The sequence below is a fragment of the Nonomuraea sp. CA-143628 genome (assembly GCF_050942315.1).
Classification (GTDB): domain Bacteria; phylum Actinomycetota; class Actinomycetes; order Streptosporangiales; family Streptosporangiaceae; genus Nonomuraea.
Genome location: NZ_CP192072.1, coordinates 1,801,727 through 1,820,211 on the forward strand (window position 1 = coordinate 1,801,727; position 18,485 = coordinate 1,820,211).

Annotated in this window: 15 protein-coding genes; 12 read left to right on the forward strand and 3 right to left on the reverse strand. The window is 68.9% G+C overall.

Annotated elements, in window-relative coordinates:
• Positions 1-252 precede the first annotated feature (252 nt).
• From ACQP2T_RS08430 to ACQP2T_RS08440, 3 genes are all read left to right on the forward strand, one after another.
• Entirely contained in the window at positions 253-486 is a 234-nt protein-coding gene (locus tag ACQP2T_RS08430; RefSeq protein ID WP_433515617.1) for a FitA-like ribbon-helix-helix domain-containing protein, read from the forward strand.
• Complete coding sequence (locus tag ACQP2T_RS08435; RefSeq protein WP_433515618.1) at positions 483-902, forward strand: type II toxin-antitoxin system VapC family toxin; 420 nt, start codon at positions 483-485, stop codon at positions 900-902. The genes ACQP2T_RS08430 and ACQP2T_RS08435 overlap by 4 nt, the downstream gene beginning before the upstream one ends.
• Before the next feature lie 502 nt (positions 903-1,404).
• Entirely contained in the window at positions 1,405-2,283 is an 879-nt protein-coding gene (locus ACQP2T_RS08440) for a LysR family transcriptional regulator (RefSeq protein ID WP_433515619.1), read from the forward strand.
• Positions 2,284-2,385: 102 nt separating this feature from the next.
• Here ACQP2T_RS08440 and ACQP2T_RS08445 read toward each other — a convergent pair whose 3' ends face one another.
• On the reverse strand, positions 2,386-2,817 hold the full coding sequence (locus ACQP2T_RS08445) for an ester cyclase (RefSeq protein WP_433515620.1): 432 nt from the start codon (positions 2,815-2,817) through the stop codon (positions 2,386-2,388).
• Between the two features lie 312 nt (positions 2,818-3,129).
• Here ACQP2T_RS08445 and ACQP2T_RS08450 point away from each other — a divergent pair, with 312 nt between their 5' ends.
• Together ACQP2T_RS08450 and ACQP2T_RS08455 are read left to right on the forward strand one after the other, a co-directional pair.
• Positions 3,130-4,548, forward strand: coding sequence for an ATP-binding protein (locus ACQP2T_RS08450; RefSeq protein WP_433515621.1), 1,419 nt, complete (start codon positions 3,130-3,132; stop codon positions 4,546-4,548).
• 232 nt (positions 4,549-4,780) lie between these two features.
• Positions 4,781-6,286, forward strand: coding sequence for an AAA family ATPase (locus ACQP2T_RS08455; RefSeq protein WP_433515622.1), 1,506 nt, complete (start codon positions 4,781-4,783; stop codon positions 6,284-6,286).
• Here the strand turns inward: ACQP2T_RS08455 and ACQP2T_RS08460 are convergent.
• Complete coding sequence (locus ACQP2T_RS08460) at positions 6,267-6,617, reverse strand: hypothetical protein (protein ID WP_433515623.1); 351 nt, start codon at positions 6,615-6,617, stop codon at positions 6,267-6,269. The two genes, ACQP2T_RS08455 and ACQP2T_RS08460, sit on opposite strands and share 20 nt — an antisense overlap.
• Positions 6,614-6,829, reverse strand: a complete 216-nt coding sequence (locus ACQP2T_RS08465; RefSeq protein ID WP_433515624.1) for a hypothetical protein — start codon at positions 6,827-6,829, stop codon at positions 6,614-6,616. The genes ACQP2T_RS08460 and ACQP2T_RS08465 overlap by 4 nt, the downstream gene beginning before the upstream one ends.
• A gap of 173 nt (positions 6,830-7,002) precedes the next feature.
• On the opposite strand from ACQP2T_RS08465, the gene ACQP2T_RS08470 reads away from it, so the two are divergent.
• The 7 genes from ACQP2T_RS08470 to ACQP2T_RS08500 all read left to right on the forward strand — a co-directional run bounded on the left by ACQP2T_RS08470 (position 7,003) and on the right by ACQP2T_RS08500 (position 18,485).
• Positions 7,003-8,316 carry a helix-turn-helix domain-containing protein gene (locus ACQP2T_RS08470; protein ID WP_433515625.1) on the forward strand — a complete coding sequence of 438 codons (1,314 nt, stop codon included), beginning with the start codon at positions 7,003-7,005 and terminating at the stop codon, positions 8,314-8,316.
• A 165-nt stretch (positions 8,317-8,481) separates the two neighbouring features.
• Positions 8,482-8,781, forward strand: a complete 300-nt coding sequence (locus ACQP2T_RS08475) for a hypothetical protein (protein ID WP_433515626.1) — start codon at positions 8,482-8,484, stop codon at positions 8,779-8,781.
• Between the two features lie 629 nt (positions 8,782-9,410).
• Positions 9,411-10,160 (forward strand): conjugal transfer protein, encoded by a 750-nt coding sequence (locus tag ACQP2T_RS08480; RefSeq protein ID WP_433515627.1) that lies wholly within the window; start codon positions 9,411-9,413, stop codon positions 10,158-10,160.
• A gap of 81 nt (positions 10,161-10,241) precedes the next feature.
• Positions 10,242-10,487, forward strand: coding sequence for a hypothetical protein (locus tag ACQP2T_RS08485; RefSeq protein WP_357652102.1), 246 nt, complete (start codon positions 10,242-10,244; stop codon positions 10,485-10,487).
• A 56-nt stretch (positions 10,488-10,543) separates the two neighbouring features.
• A complete protein-coding gene (locus tag ACQP2T_RS08490; RefSeq protein ID WP_433515628.1) occupies positions 10,544-13,627 on the forward strand; it encodes a TcpE family conjugal transfer membrane protein in 3,084 nt (1,027 codons plus the stop codon).
• A gap of 47 nt (positions 13,628-13,674) precedes the next feature.
• Positions 13,675-16,155 carry an ATP-binding protein gene (locus ACQP2T_RS08495; RefSeq protein ID WP_433515629.1) on the forward strand — a complete coding sequence of 827 codons (2,481 nt, stop codon included), beginning with the start codon at positions 13,675-13,677 and terminating at the stop codon, positions 16,153-16,155.
• Positions 16,152-18,485: a type IV secretion system protein gene (locus tag ACQP2T_RS08500; RefSeq protein WP_433515630.1), complete on the forward strand. Its 2,334-nt coding sequence runs from the start codon at positions 16,152-16,154 to the stop codon at positions 18,483-18,485. The genes ACQP2T_RS08495 and ACQP2T_RS08500 overlap by 4 nt, the downstream gene beginning before the upstream one ends.

The window sequence follows — 18,485 nt, forward strand, 5'->3', positions numbered from 1 at the left end:
GGGAAGGCGGCAAGCCCGCTGACGATGTGATCGCGGGCGAGGTCCTCACCCAGCTACTTCGCGATGCGGTACAGCATGGCCGAGGAGGCTTCGGCCTACGCCGCCGAGCTCGCGGAATCGATGGGGCTCGTCTGCTATGACCCGCAGGCTCGGCTGCTGCGGCCGTGACCCGCGCGGCGGTCAGCCGATTCGCTGTTGGTTGATGCGACCCGAGTGCTATCATGGCTGATATCGGCTGAGGGGGTGGTTCTGATGTCATCCATCGTCGTCCGCGGGCTCGAGGAGTCCGTAAAGAAGCAGCTCGCCGTTCAGGCGAAGGAGCATGGCCGCTCCATGGAAGCCGAGGTCCGCGACATCCTTACGAAGGCCGCGCGCCGGCCCCACATCGGCCTGGCGCTCATGCGGGCCGCGCAGGAGGCTGGCGGGATCGATGATCTCGTTATCCCTGAGCGCAGCGACGTCGCGCGAGTGGTGGACCTCGAGTGATCGTCCTCGACACGAACGTCATCTCGGAGATCTTCCGACCGAAGCCCGATGCCCGCGTCGTGGCATGGCTGGAGTCTCTCGTCGGCGATGTGGCCATCACCTCCGTCACGCTCGCCGAGCTCTTGGCCGGCGTGCGCCGTCTCCCAGACAGCAAGCGCAGATCGGCGCTAAGCGCGATGATCGAATTCGCGCTGCAGCCCTACCGGGAGACCAGAGCAGTGCTGCCGTTCGACGAAGAGGCGGCAGCGCACTACGCCGACGTCATCGTTGTGCGCGAACAGGCCGGACTGCCCATCAGCACGGCAGACGCCCAGATTGCTGCGATCTGCCGGTCCCACAAGGCCGCGTGCGCGACCCGCAACATCAAGGACTTCGTGCAGACGGGAATCGAACTGCTCGACCCATGGACAGACTGAGCCGGCTCCCTCGCTGCGCCCGACGCTGGCACGCTCCTTGGCGGAAAATTCCAGAGTCGCGTTCCGGTTCAACCTTATGAATGGGTTTGCCGCCTGATATGCGGAAACATTAGTTTGCGCTGGTTTTTGAGGGTGTTTTGTAGCGTTTCATGTCCTCCCCCGGAACGTGGTGGAGTTCCGCTTCAACGTGTAGCGCGAATATCGCTCTACAAAAGTGACCACCCGAGCGGGGGTCTTGTCCGGGTGATCAGGCCAGTCGTGCGCGGTCAGGTCGCGGCAGGTGCTGGCCGAGTACCGAGCCGAAGCGGGTGCCCTGCGCCCCGACGGTGTCAGTGTAGGTACCGACCGGGAATGAGAACAGGGGAGAGCACGCTGCCGTGGCGCCGTATGCCGCAGCAGTAGGGGTGTGTCCGGTGGACGGTGTGGCCCTGTCCCGGTGTCGTAAATCCATGGAGGTTACTTTTCGGCATATGTCATAGCGGGCGTGCCTACCATGATCCTCATGGACCTCGATATGCGCCGGGTGCGCTACTTCGTGGCCGTGGCCGAGGAGTGCAGCTTCGTGCGAGCGGCGAGCCGTCTTTACATGACCCAGCCGGCGCTCAGCCGTCAGATCCGGGCGTTGGAGGAGGATCTGGGCGTGGTCCTCTTCCTGCGGGACCGGCAGGGCACTGTACTGACGCGGGCGGGACACCAGTTGCTGGAGGACGCCAGGCCGATGCTGGCGATGTCACAGGCGGTGCAGCGGCGGGTGCGGATGGCCAACCGGGAGATCAACCACTTCGCCATTGGCTTCATGCCGGGGATCGTCGTCACCCCGATCGTGCGGGAGTTCGCCGCGATGGCGCCGCAACTCGACATCGAGGTCGTGCACACCTCGATCACCGACCAGGTCGACTTCTTGATCGATGGTCGGGTCGACGTCTGCTATGTCCGGCTGCCGCTGCCGGAGGGCATGTTCGAGGTGGTCCCGCTCTTCCCAGAGCCCCGTGTGGTGGCGCTGCCGAGCGTGCATCCGTTCGCGGCGCTCAAGGCGGTGCATGTCGAGGACCTGCGGGACATGACCCTGTTGCAGGACCCGCACGACGTCCCGGAATGGCGCGGGCGCCTGCCGCGCGAACCCCTCGCGCCGCAGATGGATGCCGGGCGGTTTCCGGTGACGATCGAGGAGTGCCTGGAAGGCGTTGCCTCCGGCGCCGGATGTTATGTCATGCCGGCCGGCATGGCCGGCTTCTACCGCCGTGACGATGTCGCCTATCTGACGCTGGAGGGCGTCGCGCCGCGCATGGTCGCCCTGGCCTACAGCAAGCACCGGACCATGCCCGAGTTGAACCAGTTCGCCGAACTCTCCTGCCGCATGCTCGGCCCGGGCCCGGACTGACATCCGGCGTTGGCCGTCCGGCGGCACCGGCGCGAACGGACTGGTGGGACACGACGGTGACAGCCATGGCCGTCACCGTCAGTGGATCGGCGGGCCGGCGGTTCAGCTCAGCGACGGCATGAGGCCGGTCTGCATGAGGAAGCCCGCGAGGTTCCAGTAGTCGCGGTTCTCGGTGATGAGTCCGTTGGTCCGCACGCCGATGGTGACGCCGGGGCACTCGAACTTCTTGCCGGTGGCCGGTATCCCCAGGTCGGAGTTGGAGCGGTCATGCGTGCCGGAGAGGACCCACTCGAACGAGTAGGAGTCGCCCGATTCCACGACCTTGCCCAGGGTGAAGACGTAATCGCTCGAGAGATTCGCATCCATACCGTCGATCAACGCCTTGACCGCTTCCCTGCCTTTGAAGAGGCCACCGAAGGCGGTGTCGACGACCTGGACGTCCTCGCTCATCATGTCGACGACTGCCTGCGAGTCGTGCCTGTTGCAGGCGTCGATATAGCTCGTCACCCAGGAGGGCGGGGTCTGCTCGTTCATGTGTTTCCTTACTGGCTCGACTTGATACGACCGCATGTGTCCGGAGGGGACCGGACATTCGCAACCGATGGTCGAGCAGACGGAGACCGTGCCGCCAATGCCGAATCGGAGCGTCCTGATGCCTTCCCGGCATGTTGGGAGCCTGGAGCCGTCGCCTCGACGCTGTTCCCGCAGGACTCGGGCGACGCGTTTGCGATTGAAGCCTGCCGGTGTCGGCTTGCTGATCATTTCGAGTTTGCCCATGTTGCTAACATGCATGTTACTGACATTGCTGTTAGTACATGCGGTGGGGATGCGAGCAGGTGAGTGGGCGTGGTGGATTTCGTGGGGCGTCGGCAGGAGCTGGCGACGCTGGAGCGAGAACTGCAGAAGGTGGCGGCTGGGGTCGGCGGGGAGCGGCCCGGTCGATGTGTGATGCTGCGCGGACGACGCCGGGTGGGCAAGTCGCGGCTGGTCGAGCGGTTCGTAGAGCATGCCGGAGCGCCGTTCCTGTTCTACGCGGCCATTGGTGCATCGCCGGGTGACGATCTGGCGCGGCTGGCCCGGGACGCCCACGTGTCGACCCTGCCTCTCGCACCGCTGGTGGCTGCCGCGCGGCCGGAGAGCTGGGATGCGGCGTTTGATGTACTGGCCGCGGCGCTGCCCGCCGACCGGCCCAGCGTGCTGGTCATCGACGAGGTGCCGTACCTGATGGATGCCGATGGCGCCTTTGAGGGGATGCTGCAGCGGGCCTGGGATCGGGGGCTGGAGGCCAAGCCGGTGCTGCTGGTCCTCATCGGCTCGGATCTGTCGATGATGGAGGCGCTGAACAGCTATGGACGCCCTTTCCACCAGCGTGGCCGGGAGATGGTGCTCGGGCCGCTGAACCCCGCCGAGGTCGGGCGGATGCTGGGACTGAGTCCGGCCGAAGCCTTCGACGCCGCGCTGGTCACCGGCGGGCTGCCGCTGATCTGCGCGGAGTGGCCGCACGGTGCGGGACTGTGGGACTTCCTCGGCGAGGCGCTGAACGACCCGGTCTCGGCATTGTTGGTGTCCGCCGAGCGCTCGCTGGCCGCGGAGTTCCCACCGCAGGCCCAAGCTCGTGCGGTGCTGGCGGCGATCGGCAGTGGCGAGCGTACCTTCACCAACGTCGCCCGCGCGGCCGGCGGGATCAGCGCCACGCCGCTGCAGCGAGCGCTGGAGTTGCTCACACACAAGCGAATCATCGCCGCGGAGTTGCCTGTGTCCTTGCGCCCGTCGAAGGATCGCCGCTACCGGGTGACGGATCCGTACCTGCGGTTCTGGCTGCACCTTCTCGGTCCTTTCATGGAGGAGATCGAGCGGGGACGGGGAGATCTGACCTTGGCGCGGATCCGGGACAACTGGACCAGCTGGCGCGGCCGGGCGATCGAGCCGGTCGTCCGCGAGGCGCTCGCCCGGATACTGCCGGACGACCGGCTGCCCGCGGCCCCTGTGGTGGGCGGCTACTGGACGCGCACCAACGGCGTCGAGATCGACATCGTCGGGGCGGACCGCGCCCCCATCGCCAAGGAACTGCTCTTCGTCGGCTCCATCAAGTGGTTGGAGCAATCCCCCTTCGACCGGCACGACCTGGCAGCCCTTCACCGGCACCGCGCCGCGCTCACCGACGAACCCGTTCCCGCCGTGGCTGTCTCGCGCAGCGGAGTCGACTGTCCGGGGCTCGATGCCGCATACGGCCCTGGCGAATTGCTGACCGCTTGGCCGCTTTGAGCGGCGGATTTCCCACCCTGAAACCCCCTCGCCGCTGCCCGAGCCCGCCCCTCGAAGCGCGTGGGCTCGGTGGGTGTGATGGGCCCCTGAACCCCAGGGTTTCCCTCGGTCGCGGCATCCCGCCGGATTCTCCGCCCCGGGCTGTCGCGGCTCAGGGGTGAATCCCACAGCGACGGATTGCGTCGAAGTAGAGTTAGACGTATTCCGTCGCAGCCGAGATGTGGGAGGGTGAGTGACGAAGGGCCTGCCGGCCAAACCGGACGACGTGGTCGATCGGGACCGGGAGTGGGGTCTACTCGCGGAGTTCCTCATCGATCCAGACCCGGCGATGCGGCTCGGCATCGTGTCCGGGCGGCGGCGGCATGGGAAGTCGTACCTTCTGCAGGCCCTGTCCGAGCAGGTCGGCGGCCTGTATGTCACAGCCGTGCGGGAGGAAGGGCGGCTGCCCGCGATCCGGCGGTTCAGTGACGCGGTCGCCACCCACGCCGGCCTGAGGCCAGGAAGCCTGCGCCTGACCGACTGGCGTGATGTCCTGTCCAATGCCCTTGATGTGACCGCCCGTTCGTCGCACCCGCTCCTGGTGATCGACGAGTTGCCGTACCTACTCCAGCACTCGCCCGAAATCCCGGGACTGCTGCAACAGCTCTACGACGAGCGCCAGCGCGGCGCCGGGCCCAATGCCGCGCCGGGCCCGCGGCTGATCCTGTGCGGCTCCGCTATGAGCGTCATGCACGAACTGCTCTCGGGGACCAAACCGCTGCGCGGGCGTGCGGTGGTCGATCTACGGCTGGGTGCCTTCGGCTACCGGGACAGCCGGGCCTTCTGGCAAATCGATGACCCGCTGACCGCGCTGAAGGTGCACGCGGTCCTCGGCGGGGCCCCGGGCTACCGGCCGGTGGCGGCCCGTCCGCATCCGGACGACGGCTTCGACGCGTGGCTTACCCGGACGCTGCTCGATCCGGGGCGTGCGGTGTACTCCCGCGCCGAGACCGAGTACCTGCTGCGTGAGGACCCAAGGATCACGCAGCACACCCTGTACTACGACATCCTCACCGCGATCGCGCAGGGCGCCACCACCCCCAGCAAGATCGGTGCCGCCCTGGAGCGCCCGCGCAACGCCGTCGCTTACCCCCTTGGAGTGCTGGAATCCACCGGCTACATCCGGCGGGAACAGGACATCCTCCGCTCCAGGCATCCCGTCATCACCCTCGCCGACCCGGTTATCCGCTTCAACCAGCTCATCACCCTCCCGCAGGCCGCCGCCGTCGAGCAGGGGTTCGCCGAGCAGGTGTGGCAGCAGGCCGCTCCGACCTTCAACTCCAAGATCCTCGGACCGCACTTCGAGGACCTGGCCCGCGACTTCACCCGCCGTTACGCCCACACCCTGCTGCCCGGTGGACTGCCCGGTCCGGTCGGCACCACCGAGGTCGCTGACCAGGCCGCCCGCACGAGGCATGAGGTCGACGTCATCGCCCTGGCCGCCGGCGAGCGCCCGCAGGCCCCCCGGGCGAGGATCGCGCTCCTCGGTGAGGCCAAGGCGACAGTCGCCCGCCGGGGGACCGGCGACCTGGAGCGCCTGGAACGCATTCGTGGTCTGCTCGCAGATCAGGGGTACGACACCACTGCCACCACTCTGGCCCTGTACTCCCTGCACGGCTTCCACCCCGACCTGGTCGACCTGGCCGACCGCCGTAACGACCTCCTCCTGGTCGATCTGCTCACCCTCTATGGCAGCTGAGCTCAAGAGCGGCCAGTCTTCGGACGTGCCTGCTCTGGGGAGGGATGCGGGGCGCGTACCAGGTGAAGGCCGACTCTGCCTCGCGCATCCGCTCCTCCAAGCCCTCTGGGGCGTCGTCTTCGACGATCAACGGCCTCGGTGCCGGCCAGGCCGCCATGGCGTAGAAACGGCGGTTGCCGAGGCTGTAGAGCACGCTCCAACCGGGCCATGCCTGATCGAGTAGTTCGGCCTCGGCGCGGGCCGGGCCATCCCACAGGCGGCGGTACGCCTTCGTGTGAGCCTGGCCCTTACGGTGCCGGCCGGGGGCACGGGCAGGGCGTCGCCGGATCATGAGATCACCCGCTCGGCGATCTCTTCCTGCCGGGCGACCTCGACCTTCAGCGCGTCGAAGGTGTCGGCGTCCACGGTGGGTTCCGCCCCTGCGCGCAACGCGTCCGGAGGGAACGCCTCGCAGCGGACGGCCCAGAAGCGGCCCCTGTCGCTGAGGATCAGCCGCCAACCGGGAATCGTCGGTTCTGGCGTAGCGGTCTTAGCATCGTCCATGGATCGCAACACTCCTTTGCGATCAAGGAACCCCGTGTGGCCTGTCCGCCTGCGGGGTTCCGCTTTGCGTAGCGCTGACTGGTGCCATAGTTGAAGCGACTCAGCGTGTTGGACAAGACACGTAGCGTTGCTCTGGGGTCGGTGCAACGCGTGCAACGGATCGCGAGGCAGACGTGATCAGACAATCGACATCGACGACCTGGCAGGAGTTCGGCAGTGCTCTGCGGGCATGGCGCGAACGGCGCGAACTGAGCCTGCGTGACCTTGCCGGGCGGATTCGATGGGACTACTCATTGATCGCCAAGTGGGAGCAGGGGAAGAACCGCCCGCCCGCCGAGGCGATCACGGCCCTTGACGCCGAACTCGGCGCCGGGGGCGAACTGGTGGCCCACGCACTTCGTGCGGCCATGGCCGATACCGATCGGCAGCGGAGGGGTACCGTCCAAGGAAACGCCTCAACACGGGATGAGGGTGAGGATGTGGAGCGCAGACGACTGATGCGGGACGCGGCTGCCATCGCCGCTGTAGGTGTGCTGGCTCCTGTGCTGACCTCGTTGACCGACGCATTGGCCGTCGCGCAACGGCCGGTGCCGGGCGCGAGCGTGTCACAGGGGATGATCGACGACTGGGAACATGCCGCTGATGTCCACGCGCAGCGAGCACGCTTCGAGCCGGCCGCCGTCGTTCTCGCCGCGCTCGCGGTCGACTACACCGACATGGCTCCGCATCTGGGCCGTGCCCAACCCGATGCCGTGCAGCGTGACCTCTCCCATGCCGCCGCGCGTCACGCGGCCCTGATCGGTGGCAAGTGGTTCGACCTGGGCAACCGCCGCGAGGCGCAGCGCTGGTGGGCACAAGCCCGGCAGTTGAGCGAACGGTCCGGTGATGACCTCCTGGCGTCGTTGCTGAGAAGCTGGGAAGCGAGTTACCGGCTATATGATCCGGGTGAGGATCTCGACAGCGTGCTTCTCGTGGCGCGCGAAGCAGGTCGTCTCGCGGGAGATGCCCCCAACGCGCCACTCGTGTCCGCTCTCGCAGTCGAGGCCATGATCCTTTCGATGATTGGGCGTCACGCTGAGGCGATCACCGCGCTACGCCGCAGTGAGGAGACATACGAGCGGCTGTCTTCCTCGGCAGACCCACATCAAGGCCGTGCGCTGTGGTACGACCGAACGCTGATCCACACTCTCGCGGGGCACACCAAGCGCGCCGAGGATGCCCGCCGTACGGCCGAGAGCTTCTATCCGGCGGGGCATCGCACAGCGACCCTGCTCGCGCTCCACGGTGCCGCGCTCCACGCTCGAACTGATCCCGTCGAGGGCACGCATCAGGCGTTGCGGCTCCTCGACGCACTACCCGCCACGCGACACGATACCCGCGTGATCTCAGCGGCCCGTCTGATCATCGACGGCTTGCCGGAGAAGGCCCGCACCCTGCCTTCGGCACGCGAACTGCGCGCCCTGACGGTGGGTGCCCGGTCAGCCTGAGCCGGACCCGACGACGCCCGCTGGTGGATAACCGGCCGCGGACAGACGAACCGCGGCCGGAAGGTCTGCTTCAACGCCTGATTCTTAGATAAGTGAGCTGTCAACCACTTTGGGCCCCTACGCGTCGAATCGTCACAGCGTTTACGCTGACTCGGGAGGGCCCTCATGATCCGTCGCATCATCCGGAAACGACGTCCCGCACCTTCGCTGGCGGGCATCAGCCTCGAAGAGGAGCTTGCCCTGTTGCGGGTCGAGCTCATGTACGGTCTGCGCGTCAATCGCGAGGCGTACTTGCGCAGGAAAGTGGACGAGCGCGAAGAGCTCGCCATGCGGGTGCGTGGGCAGGACGCCACCACCATGCTCGAAGGCCTGCGTGGGTCGCTGGAGCGGTCGGTGGCGCCCACGGTGGTCGATCTGCGCGGCAGGAGACCGCGCGACTTGGGACAGGACCCAGAGCCTGCCTGAGGGCGCGCCACGCACCAGGCCGCAGGCCCCTTGGCGGGCATGCGGCCGTTCGCGTGTTATACCAATTCCGCAGGTCAAAGAGAGTCCATGGCTGGTTTGGACAGGAATCCATGGCCGCAGGGCTATGCCATTACCGGCCTCTGGCCTGGTCAAATGCCCATTTGGCAGGGGAAGTGACAAGAGTTGGCACTCCAGCGTGGCATACACAACCTGGTTTGCCCATGGACGGCGATGCCTGCAGCATGGGCGTGGCTTTCCTGGAACAATGGCGGAGACCGGTAGGGTGACTGCTTCACCGCGGATGATGGGGATCGGCAACGGACGACACCGCGCCAGCCCGGGGGATCGGCGCGAGCGGAGGCGTGATGGCTCGTAGGTCAACCGTCCAGCAGGGTCCTCGGATCCCTGGCGACCCCGAGCTTTCGGCTCGCCATGACATGGCTGACTTCGACGTTTCGCCTGCCCGCAGGCCGCGTCGTGGTGGCTGGTCTGGTGCCGGCGGGAGATGGCTGGTGTGGACCGGCCGAATCGTTCTTTGGGCGCTTATCATAGTTATCGTGGTTAATGGGGTCCGTGCCCCATTTGAGAGGTTTACTCAGAGTGGCGCGGCGGCTCCGAATGAGGCGCCGGTGGCCAATCACGGATTCCCGGCCGACCGTGGCATGGCGTTCGCGGCCCAGTTCGCCGGTGTCTATCTGAATTTCACCCCCGCCGACGCGCAGAGCAGGGCGGGCAAGCTGGCCGCGTTCCTGGCGGACGGCATGGATCAGCAGATGGGCTGGGACGGCAACGGCAAGCTGGCCGCCGTCGCGATCCAGCCCTACGACATCGAGGCCACCAGCGCCAGCGACGCGATCGTCACCGTGGCCTTCCAGTCGGGCTCCCGCCGGATGTTGCTGTCGGTCCCGATCTACTACTCGGCCGACGGCGGTAGCTTCGTCGTCTCCGGCCGGCCCGCCATACTGCCCGCGCCCGGCCGGGCGGATCTGCCCCAGCTGGCCAAGCCCGAGAACGACGACGCCGTCGCCGCCGAGCTCAAGCCGCAGCTGGAGGACTTCTTCAAGAACTACGGCTCAGGCGACACGACGGGATTGCAGCGCTATGTCGCCCCGGGCAAGAGCATCACGAGCTTCGGCGGCGCCTTCACCTTCGCCGAGCTCAAGGACATCGTGGTGCCTGTGGGGGGTGCCACTCGAGAGATCCAGGTGGTCGTGGTGTGGAGCGTGCCGAGCGGCGCGACGCCGTCGGCCGAACCGGACGCCGCCGACGCCAACGCGGTCGGCGCCCGCCTGGAGCAGGCATATCGCCTCACCGTCGAGAAGCAGGGCGACAAATGGTACGTCGACGACATCCGCGGTGCCGGTCGGGCCGTTGGGTAGACGCACGAACGCCTTGTTGATCGGTACCCCCGGGAGGACAAAGAAGTGATCTTGAAAACGATAGTGCTCAACCTGATCGAAATGACGCCAACGCCCGCCCCCACCGGCATCGACTCCGAGGGGCTCGCCAACTTCCTGCGGGCCTTCTTCGCCCCGCTCTTCCTTGTCGTCGTCTCCGTGGTCGCGCTCTTCTTCCTCTTCACGCGCGAGATCACGAGGTTCGTGCAGTTCCTCATCCTGGCCATCGCCATCGGCGTGATCTTCTACGTGCCCAACATCATTGAGGTGACGGCGAAGGCGATCGCGGGAGCACTGGGCATCAAGTAAAGGGTTGAGACCGCTCAAGGGCGGTCATTGTACGAGCGGGTGGAGAGGAGGACCGCGTGGACCTGCCCACGTATACCAATATTTGGCGAATTGAGAAGCGGCTCTACAAGCTGTACGATCTACGGCTGCCGATGCCCCTCCCGATCGTGTGGATCGGTGTGTTCGTCGGCGTGCTGGCTCCATGGTCCCTGCTCCTCATGCTCCTGCACATCCCTTTCGCCGCACCATGGCACGTGCTTTACCTGGTGCCACCGGGTGTCGTCACCTGGCTGTCCACCCGCCCGGTGATCGAGAGCAAGCGTTTGACCGAGCTCCTGCAGTCGCAGCTGCGCTATGTGGGCGAGCCGCGGGCCTGGTGCCGGATGGCGCCGACCTCCGAGCCCGAGACGGTCACCTTCGCGGGACGCGTCTGGCGGGTCACGCCCAAGCGGGTCAAGGCGCCGCGCAAGGCCCGCCAGTCCCAGCGCAAGCGCCGCGCCGAGCTGGAGCTCGCCACCCAGACCAGGAGGGCCGTCGGCGCCGAGCCGGTGACCGGCCCGCGCCAGGTCCGCCCCGCGGTCGCGGCCGCCGCCGCGGCGGCCGCCCAGGCGCCGGTCGCCGAGCCCAGGCCCGCCCGTCCCGGCTGGGGTTCGGTCACGCGCCGCGGCACCGCGCCCGCCTTGGGCACCGAGCTCGCGGTCCAGCCGCCGACACTTCAGCCTGAGTCCTCCGTACGCCCGGACAAGACACTCGCGATGGGCTCACGGGCGGCCAAGGCGGGCTCGTCGGCGGACAAGACATCAGGTGCGGGGCTGATAGCGGGTAAGGCCGCTGGGAGCGGTTCACGGTCGACGGAGCCGCCGCTGATCGCCGTACAGGGAGACGAGGGCGGCGAAGACGTCGTCCGGGCGGCCGGGAGGCCGGTCGACGGTGGCGGCGAAGACGTTGCCCGCGTGGCTGGGAGGCCGGTCGACGGTGGCGGCGACGATGTCGGCCGGGCGGCCGGGAAGCCGATCGACACGGAGGCGCTGCGGCGGCTGCGCAGGCTTGCGGCGAGCGCCGACACGACGGCGTCCAGCGAGGTGGCCGGTGCTGAGGCGGCTCGCACCGAGGTGACCCGCGCTGGGGCAGTCCGCACTGAGGCGGCCCATGCAGAGACGGTCCACACTGAGGCGGTCCACACCGAGGCGGCTCGCGCTGAGACGGTCCGCGCTGAGACGGCCCACGCAGAGACAGCCCACGCAGAGACGGTCCCCTCTGAGGTGGCGCGCGCTGGCGTGACCCCCTCTGACGTGACCCCCTCCGAAGACGTGACCCGCGCTGAGGCGCCGCACAGCGAAGCCGCCTCTCGCGAGGCGGTGGCCGGTGGATTGGCGGAGGTGGGCGGGTCCTCGGGGGCGGGCCGGAGCGAGGGATCGCGGCGGGACGACGGCGCCGGTCCTGAAGAGGTGCGTGAGGCCGGTCCCGAGGGCGAGCGCGCGGCCGGTGCCGAGGAGCTGCGTGCGACTGGTCCCAAGGAGGTGCGCGCGACCGGGGCGGACGAGGTGCGCGCGACCGATCCCGAGGAGTTGCGTGCGACCGGTGCCGAGGACGTGCGTGCGACCGGCTCCGAGGAGGTGCGCGCGGCCGGGGCGGACGAGGTGGCGCGTGACCAGCACAGGAAGGGGAAGCCGCCCAGGCAGAGCCCGCCGCTCGTGTTCCCGGACGTGCAACGGCTCTGGCCGCCGCTCAACCCCGACAGCAAGCCGGTGCGGTTCATCCGGCCGGTGACGCGGGACGACGAGGCCCAGAAGGCCGGGACGGCTCCCGTGGGGCGCGACGAGTCCGCGGCCACCGCGTCCCTCCATGGGCCCGAGACCACCGCGTCGGTTCACGAGATCGGCCCCGCCAAGAGCGAGCGGGCCCGTCAGGAGAACGGTCCGGCGAAGAGCGAGCGCGGCCGTCAAGGGACCAGCTCCACGAAGGGCGAGCGATCCGCGCCGGTAGGCGACCGCGACAGCAGGACGTTCGCGGACGAGGCTGCGGGCAGCAGGACGTACGCGGACGAGGCTGCGGGCAGCAGGACGTACGCGGACGAAACAGCGGGCAGCAGGACGCACGCGGACGAAGCAGCGGGCAGCAGGACGTTCGAGAGCGAGCAGAGCGAGCAGGTCGTGCGGCCGCCCGCGGCCAGGCAGATCACCCACGGGCCCACGCCGGGCGAGCGGGTGCGGCGGGTCGAGTCCGTGGTCGGCCGCGACTCCGGTGGCTGGCGGCGGATCGCGCAGGTGGTCGTCGGCGGCGGCAGCGTACGGACCGACGGATCGGAGATCGACGAGGCCCGGACGCGGGCGGTGTTCGGCGGCAGTCGCCGGGTCGTGGTGCTCGGCTGCACCGGTGGCGCCGGGCAGAGCACGACCGCGCTGATGCTGGGACATACTTTCGCCCAATATCGCGACGACCGGGTCGTGGCCATCGACGCCAACATCGGTGGCAACACGCTGACAAGCAGGATCGACCCGGAGACCCCCGAGACGCTGGCCTCGTTGCTGGCAGGGCTGGAGCGGGTCAGCGGCTACCTGACCATGCGGGGCTACACCACCCGCACCGGGTCGGGGCTGGAGGTGATCGGCGCCGACACCGACGTGGACGCCGAGCAGCGGCTGTCCGACCGGACGCTGTTCTCCGACCACCGGCTGGGCCAGGCCATGCACCTGCTCGACCGGCACTACAAGCTGGCCGTCCTGGACCCGGCCGCCGCGCTCGCGGCTCGCGTGCTCCCGTACGCCGACCAGCTGGTCCTGGTGGTCCCCGCGAGTGAGGAGGCGCCCGAGGCGGTGGCGATGACGTACGAGTGGCTCGACGGGCACGGCTGCGCGGACCTGCGCAGGCGGGCGGTCATGGTGGTCAACGGCGTGAGCAGGCGTTCGATGGCCGATGTCGAGCAGGCGGAGTCGGTGGCCAGCGGCAGGTGCCGGGCCATCGTCAGGGTCCCCTGGGAGGACGACCTGGCGCCGGGCGGCGACGGGGTGGTCGATCCTGGGCAGTTGCGCGCGGCCGGGCGGCGGGCCTACCTCGCCCTCGCCGGGGTCGTGGTCGCGGGCTTTGCGGCACAGACGGTCCGTCCGAGCGAAGAGGAGTTGGCGAGTGACCCCCCGGGCACGAGAATCGGTGAGCGATAAGTGAACATGCGAGCAGGTCTGACTTGTTCATGCGCCGAGGGGGCGGCATGAGCAGGGGGTCCCGAGCGCATCAGCGCCTGGCGGTCCGCTATTTCGACGACCGTATCCTGCTCACCAACACCTGCGCATGGGCGTATTTCCGACTTCCGACGATCAGCTACGAGTTCGTCACGCCCGAAGAGCGTGAGGCGCTGGCCACCAACATCACGATCGCGCTGGCCACGATCCGGATGCCCGACGCCGAGGTACACCTGAGGGTCGCCCACCGCACCTATCCCGCGGCCGAATGGGCGATGGCGCTCAACGCCACCTCCGACGAGGGGTCGGGCTGGCGCGACTATCTGGAGGAGATGTACCGGCACGTGTGGGCCAAGGACTTCTGGTCCAAGGAGGTCTACCTCGGTGTCCGCCTCGGCCCCCGGGGCAAGCAGGTGGGCGCGGGCGTGCTGGGGCAGCTGTTCGGCTTCTACCAGCGTACGGAGAAGGCACTCGGGCTCGAGGACGACCATGTGCCGGACGGCGAGATCGGCAGATGGACCGAGCAGGCCGAACGGCTGGGCCGGGCACTCGCCTCCAGCGCCCTCTATGCCAGGCACGCCACTTCCGTGGAGGTGGCGTGGCTGTTCCAGCACTCGGCGGCGGGCGCGCTCGGCGATCCGCCGCCGTCCGCGAGCCCGAAGCGGCGCTGGGGCAAGGGCGAGATCGAGTCGCTGGTCGAGGGTGAGATCCACAACGGCAGGTCGCTGCTGCGCATCGTGCAGCCGCAGGGCGACTCCTATGTCGCGCAGCTGTCGTTCGCCCGTTTCCCGGACATCATGCCGTTCCCGGACGGCGAGCCGTGGCTGCACTTCGCCGACCAGCTGCCCTTCCCCGTCGAGGTCTCGTCGAGGATGCGGCTGATCCCGCCGGTCAAGGCGTCGAAGGACGTCGCGCGCAAGCTCGCGCACGCGCGCGACATGGACATCCACATCCGCGAGGCCGGCGCGGAGGCGCCGCTCGCGCTCGCCGAGCAGATCGACGCGGCCCGCATGCTGGAGCACGGCATCACGAAGGAGCGGCTGCCCTTCGTGTACGGCTGGCACCGGCTGATCGTGTCGGCCCCGACCGAGGACCTGTGCGTACAACGGGTCGAGGCGGTCGTCGAGCACTACCGTGACATGGGCATCGACGTGGTCAACTCGACGGGCGACCAGTTCTCGCTGTTCTGCGAGGCGCTGCCCGGCGAGAAGGTCAGGGTCAACGCCTATGCCCAGCGCCAGCCGCTGCGGACGATCGCCGGCGGCATGGCCACGGCGACCGTGGACCTGGGCGACCGGCTGGGCGACGGCAGCGAAGGCTGGCTCGGGCCGTACATCGGGGAGACCGTCGGCCGGGCCCGCAGCATCGTGCACTTCGACCCGCTGGTCGCGGCCACCCGCAACCGGCCGACGGCCATCGCGATCACCGGCGAGCCCGGTGGCGGCAAGACCACGCTCGCGTTGCTGATGATCTACCAGATGGCGCTGCGCGGCGTCACCGTCGCCGTGATCGACCCCAAGGGCGACGCCGAGTCGCTGGTGCAGCTGCTGCAGAAGCGCGAGCGCAAGGCCCGCGTCATCCCGCTGGGCTCGGCGGCGCCCGGCCTGCTCGACCCGTTCTCGTTCGGCGACGACATCGCGGCCAAGAAGACCATGGCCACCGAGACGCTGCGCCTGCTGCTGCCCCGGATGTCAGAGGAACGCGAGTCGGCCATGATCCAGGCCGTCGCGGCCGTGTCCAACGGCGTGGACCCGTCGCTCGGCAAGGTGGTGGAGTTCCTGGAGCAGTCCACGGACGCCGCCTCCAAGAACCTCGGCGCCGTACTCCGCTCCATGTCGGAGATGCGGCTGGCCAGACTCTGCTTCGACCCCTCAGGAGGCGACCAGGTCGACACTGAGGGCTGGACGACCGTGTTCACGCTCGGCGGCCTGACGCTGCCCGACGTGGCGACGGGCCGCGACGACTACTCCTATGAGCAGCGGCTGTCGGTCGCGCTGCTCTACCTGGTCTCCCAGTTCGCCCGGCGGCTGATGAACAGCCTGGACCGCCGCGCGCCCAAGGCGATCTTCTTGGACGAGGCATGGGCGATCACGTCCACGCCCGAGGGTGCGAAGCTGGTGCCGGAGGTCAGCCGCATGGGTCGTTCTCGCAACACCGCGCTGGTGCTCGTCTCACAGAATGCCGGTGACCTGCTGAACGAGCAGGTCACCAACTGTCTGTCCTCGGTCTTCGCGTTCAGGTCCACCGAGCGGGTGGAGGTCGATCACGTGATGTCCCTGCTGGGTGTGGAGGCATCGGAAGAACACAAGGCGGTGCTGAGATCGCTCGGCAACGGCGAATGCATTTTCCGTGATCTGGATGGCAGGGCGGGCCGCATCGGAGTAGACCTGATCTCCGAAGACCTGCTCCGCTGGCTCGACACCAATCCGACACACGACAAACCCAGCGACAACGGGCATCATGATCTTCAAGGGGGAGTGGGCGGCAGAGCGCAGGAGGTGCGGTCATGAAGATCCGGCTACCCAGGCGGCTCGCGCTCGCTCTGGCCCTGCTCGTGGGCATCCTCGTGGTGCCGATCGTGGTGGGCTCGCTGTCACCCGCCGCCGCGGCCCCCTGTGACCTGTCCGGCGCGCTCGCTCCCGAGGTGATCGGCAGCGGCTCCGACGGCATGATGCAGCCGCCCGCGGCCGAGGGCGGCGCCGCCGCGGCGCCGACCACCAACTACGCCCAGTTCGGCATGAGCGGCCAGTTCTGGCACACCTACGACCTGGGCTGCTCCGACTTCGCCGCGGTGCTCGGCAACACCTGGGCCAACACGATCTTCCTGTGGGCCAAGGCCATCGACCGGGTGACCATCACCACCTACCAGGCGGCGGCCACGGAAGGACCGCTGCAGTCCATCAAGGACGTGGTCGATGACATCGTGACGAACCTGTCCAACGCGATGTACTGGCCGCTGCTCCGGCCGCTCGTCATCCTCGGCGCCATCTGGCTGGCCTGGTACGGACTGATCCGCAAGCGGGCCACCACCACCGCCGAAGGCGTGATCTGGATGGTGCTCGCGGTCACGGTCGCGACCTGGTTCTTCAGCCGGCCCGGCGACTTCACCGGCCTCGGCACGATCGTCACGGACAAGACCGGCGAGGTCGTCAATTCCGCCTTCTCCGGCCTGCCCGGCGCGGGCGGCGCCTCCTGCCTGCCCGGCCCCGGTCAGACGAACCCGCAGGTCAAGGCGGGCGGCTACGGCCAGACCGGCACGCCAGGGGTCGACCAGAACGCCGAGGCGCTGTGGTCCACGCTGGTCTGCAAGCCGTGGCTGATGGGGCTGTTCGGCACCGCCGACCCCAACCAGCCGATCGTGCGCGACTTCGGCCGTACGATGCTGGAGACCCAGTCGATCCCCGCCGCGACGGCCAACCAACCGGCGCCGGACGTCGGCGCGCATCAGGCCAAGTACGCCGAGATCGCCGAGAAGCTCAAGAACGACTCCCGCTACATGATCTTCTCCGGCCGTGACTGGACCAGCAGGCTCGGCGTGGCCATCGGCGCGCTGATCGCCGCGCTGGTCGCCGGGGTGCTCATCTTCCTGGTCGCGGTCTCGCTGCTGGTGCTGAAGGTCGGCTTCCTGCTGCTGCTCATCCTCGGGCCGGTGTTCCTGCTGATCGGCGTACATCCGGGCAGCGGGCGGATCATCGCCATGCGCTGGGTGGAGATGCTGATCGGCACGCTGCTGCGGCAGGCCGTGCTCGCGCTCGTGCTCGGCGTGCTGGTCTACGGCTATGCGCTGATCATCTCGACCGCCATGCCGTGGGGGCTGCAGATCCTGTTCATGGCGCTGCTGACGATCGCGGTGTTCTTCTACCGGCGGCCGTTCCAGCACCTGTTCGCCTCGATGAACGGGCACACCCTGACCACGCGCATGCTCGGCGACGCCGCGTCCTCCTCCGTGCTCGAGCGGTCCTCTTCGGCGCTGCCGCCGGTGGCGGCGGCCAGGATCGGCCGCTGGGGTGCGCGCAAGGCCGAGCCGCTCATCCAGGCGGCCGCGATGGGCGCGTCGGCGGGCACCGCGGCGGCGGCCACGGTCGCCCAGGGCCGGGCCCGTGGGCAGGAGACCGCGGAGGGCGCGGCCGCGGCCGGCACCCGGGTCCCCGCCACGGCGGCGCCGCTGAACACCGACAAGCAGGACGGGAAGGCCGCGGGCCGGCAGGTTCCCGCACCGCGCGCAGGGGCCGCGCCGCCGCTCAACCTGAGCGGCACGCCGACCCGCACCCGTGGCACTCCGTCGCCTGGTGGAGCGCGACCGTCAGGTGGGTCCGCCGCCGGTGCCGGGAGTGCCGGTGCCGGGAGCGCCGGTGCGGGGAGCAGCGGTGCGGGGAGCAGCGGTGCGGGGAGCAGCGGGGCCGGTGGAGGTGGCTGGTTCGGTGGAGGTTCCGGGGGCGGCTGGGCGTCACGTCGTGGCGCGGGCGGCTCCGGTGGCTCCAGGTCGGGTGGCACGCGGTTCGGCGGTTCCGGTGGTTCTGGTGGCTCCAGGTCGGGCGGGTCAGGGTCGGGTGGATCCTGGCTGAGTGGCTCCGGTCGTTCGGGTGGCTCTGGTGGCTCTGGTGGCTCGGGCGGTTCCGGTGGTTCTGGCGGGTCCCGGTCGGCGAGTCGTGGTTCGTCGGGTGGCGGGATGTTCGGCGGTGGCGGTTCGGGCGGTCGGCGCCCGGCCGACGAGCCGAAGGGCCGCTCGTCGGAGGCGCCGCCGCTCTGGCTGCCGAGCAGCCGCCGTGGCAGCGGCTCCGGTGAGGGCGAGCCATCCGTGCCGTTCTGGCTCAAGCCCAGCAATCCGGACAGGGACTGA

Bases quoted from the DNA above. Each gene is read 5' to 3' on its own strand.
- ACQP2T_RS08430 (WP_433515617.1), top strand. From the start codon at position 253: ATGTCATCCATCGTCGTCCGCGGGCTCGAGGAGTCCGTAAAGAAGCAG.
- ACQP2T_RS08440 (WP_433515619.1), top strand. From the start codon at position 1,405: ATGGACCTCGATATGCGCCGGGTGCGCTACTTCGTGGCCGTGGCCGAG.
- ACQP2T_RS08445 (WP_433515620.1), bottom strand. From the start codon at position 2,817: ATGAACGAGCAGACCCCGCCCTCCTGGGTGACGAGCTATATCGACGCC.
- ACQP2T_RS08460 (WP_433515623.1), bottom strand. From the start codon at position 6,617: ATGATCCGGCGACGCCCTGCCCGTGCCCCCGGCCGGCACCGTAAGGGC.
- ACQP2T_RS08465 (WP_433515624.1), bottom strand. From the start codon at position 6,829: ATGGACGATGCTAAGACCGCTACGCCAGAACCGACGATTCCCGGTTGG.
- ACQP2T_RS08475 (WP_433515626.1), top strand. From the start codon at position 8,482: ATGATCCGTCGCATCATCCGGAAACGACGTCCCGCACCTTCGCTGGCG.
- ACQP2T_RS08485 (WP_357652102.1), top strand. From the start codon at position 10,242: ATGACGCCAACGCCCGCCCCCACCGGCATCGACTCCGAGGGGCTCGCC.
- ACQP2T_RS08495 (WP_433515629.1), top strand. From the start codon at position 13,675: ATGAGCAGGGGGTCCCGAGCGCATCAGCGCCTGGCGGTCCGCTATTTC.
- ACQP2T_RS08500 (WP_433515630.1), top strand. From the start codon at position 16,152: ATGAAGATCCGGCTACCCAGGCGGCTCGCGCTCGCTCTGGCCCTGCTC.